At 45.9% G+C, this 2,321-nt stretch carries 2 protein-coding genes; one reads left to right on the top strand and one right to left on the bottom strand.

What is annotated here, in order from left to right; translation table 11 throughout:
• Window positions 1–120 precede the first annotated feature (120 nt).
• A complete protein-coding gene (locus ACOJS8_RS06975; protein ID WP_420147819.1) occupies window positions 121–762 on the bottom strand; it encodes a 3-keto-disaccharide hydrolase in 642 nt (213 codons plus the stop codon).
• 267 nt (window positions 763–1,029) lie between these two features.
• Between ACOJS8_RS06975 and ACOJS8_RS06970 the strand changes: the two genes are divergently transcribed.
• A partial coding sequence (locus ACOJS8_RS06970) for a PAS domain-containing protein (protein WP_420147818.1) occupies window positions 1,030–2,321 on the top strand: 1,292 nt, incomplete at its 3' end.

Here is a 2,321-nt window from a genome sequence, read left to right as displayed (position 1 = left end):
TGGAGAGAATGCCAGTGCGCGGGTTTACTGTATACACCGGTGCCGTTTATATACCCGGGGGGGTTGGGCTGGGGGAAAAAAAATCTTACCCAATGCCCTACCCCCTCTGCCCTACGCCCCTTAATCTGGCAATACCTTAAGCATAATGTCTTTGTAATACACTTTGCTCTTTGGGTCATGGCCTTGCAGGGCTACTGTGCCACTGCTAAGTTTTTTCATGGATTTGCCATTGCTTACGCTATCGGGCTCCATGTACTCATTAATTGTTTTGTCGTTGAGCTTGATTGTTACTTTTTTGCCCTGCACAATAATGTGTTCGGTGTACCACTCATCGTCTTTCACAAATACCTCCTTTACATCCTGTAATCCGTAAACGCTGCCCGTTTTACGCCAGTCAGTGTGCGTCTGATTCACCTGAATCTCATAGCCTTTGGACGGCCAGCCCGAAGGTTGATAGGCTGTATGAATAAACATACCGGAATTTGAGCCGGGGGTTGTTTTGACCTGAGCCTTCCACTCAAAATTTTTGAAGTTGTGGTTGCCCACCGGGCCTTCATAAAATAGGTGAGCCCGTGGACCAGCAACAACGATGGACCCATCCTGAACACTGAACGTACCTGGGCTCTCTTCGGTAAGTTTCCAGCCATTGAGCGTCTTGCCATCAAAAATACTAACCCAGCCGTCGGCTGTTGGGCGACTAATAAAACCAATACAAACACTAACCAGCAATGTGGCAGCTAAAAGCGTTAAGCGAGTTTTCATGCACGTAGCGATTTGTTTTTTCGTAGAACTCGATGACTAAAGCAAAAATGGCCTATAAACTAACGAGTCTTAACGTAGTACCTTTCTAATGATCGGCGATCGATCGATATCTTAACGGTTAAAGTTTTTTATCTGTTCGTATGTGGATAACGTAGCAATTTTAGGGCGAAAGACATAAATTTCCGGTGATTCTCCTGGGAGTAATCGTCGTTGATTGTTGTAATTTCGCTTCCAACGGATTGTTTTTCTATTAATTACTTATTCCTGATGCTGGCCGATCAGCCCACCGATGTTGTATTGACTGACTTGCTTAATGCATTACCCGATGCAGTACTCTGGTTGCGGGCAATACGTAATGATGCCAAACAAGTCGTTAATTTTCAGGTCGATTATGTAAACCAAAAGGCATATGATATAGCCAAAGGATTATATAAAGTAAGTGCTGGTACGCTGGTATTAAGCGATAATGGACATGCGTGGGAAGAGTCCGAAAGAAATTTTCGGGACATGTGTACGGTACTGGAAACCAACCAGCCGCACGAGTTCAGCTACTACAGCACCACGTTAAATGCCTGGTTGCAGGTCAATCGAGCGAAATTAGGTGATGGAATCCTGAGTGTGGTTCGCAATATATCCACGCTGCAAGCTGCTGAACAGGCACACATACGACAGGCCAACTTGCTGAACAGTGTCCTGAATAGCTCTTCCAGCGGTATCAAAGCGTTGGAAGCAGTACGTGATGAGGAGGGAACAATCATCGACTTCATGGTGATTGTTATTAACGAAAAAGGCGCTGCCATTCGTCAGCGTACAGTTAAAGAAATCATTGGTCAGCGAATACTGCACATATTTCCGGGCGTTCGGGAGGCCGGTCTGTTCGATCACTACGCACAGGTAACAGAAACCCGTGAACCTCGACGCATTCATACCAGGTATCAGATTGGCGAGTCAGAATCCTGGTATGAAATGTCACTCTCGCCTTTTGGCGATGGGCTTACGGTTACGTATACCGATATCAGCGAAACCCAGATAGCTCAGCAATCGATTGAGCAATCGGCCGCTGAACTACGAACCGTAATTGATTCGGCTCAGGCCGCTATTTACCTCATCACGCCGGTACGTAATGAAGCTGGGCAGGTTGTTGATTTCCGGTTTCGGATTGCTAACCAGATGATTGCTCAATACGTAGCTCAGGAGCCCGATGCGCTTATCGGTGAGTTAGTGAGTCGTTGGTTCCCTGCTTACCTGGGGAATGGGTTATTCAAGCGTTACATCGCCATTCTTGAAACGGGACGAACTCAGCATTTTAACTTCAATTACATTACCGGCAATGCTGATTTGTGGATGAACATAACGGCAACCAAACTTGGTAACGATGTGCTGGTAACGTTTTCGTATTATACAGATCTCAAAAAACATCAGCAGCGTTTAGAAGCTTATACGAGAGAGTTACAAACCGTAATCGATACGTCCCAGACTGGTATTTTCCTGTTTAGCCCGGTACGTAACAAATCGGGCGAAGTTGTTGATTTTCGATTTCGGATCGCCAACCGACAACT

Origin of the sequence: Spirosoma sp. (genome assembly GCF_048594605.1) — a bacterium.
In the GTDB taxonomy this organism is placed as follows: domain Bacteria; phylum Bacteroidota; class Bacteroidia; order Cytophagales; family Spirosomataceae; genus Spirosoma.
Note: the sequence above shows the minus strand (reverse complement) of the source record. Positions and strands in the feature narration are given on the sequence as shown.

Excerpts from the sequence above, each read along its gene's own strand:
- ACOJS8_RS06975 (WP_420147819.1), bottom strand. The coding sequence starts at position 762 with ATGAAAACTCGCTTAACGCTTTTAGCTGCCACATTGCTGGTTAGTGTT.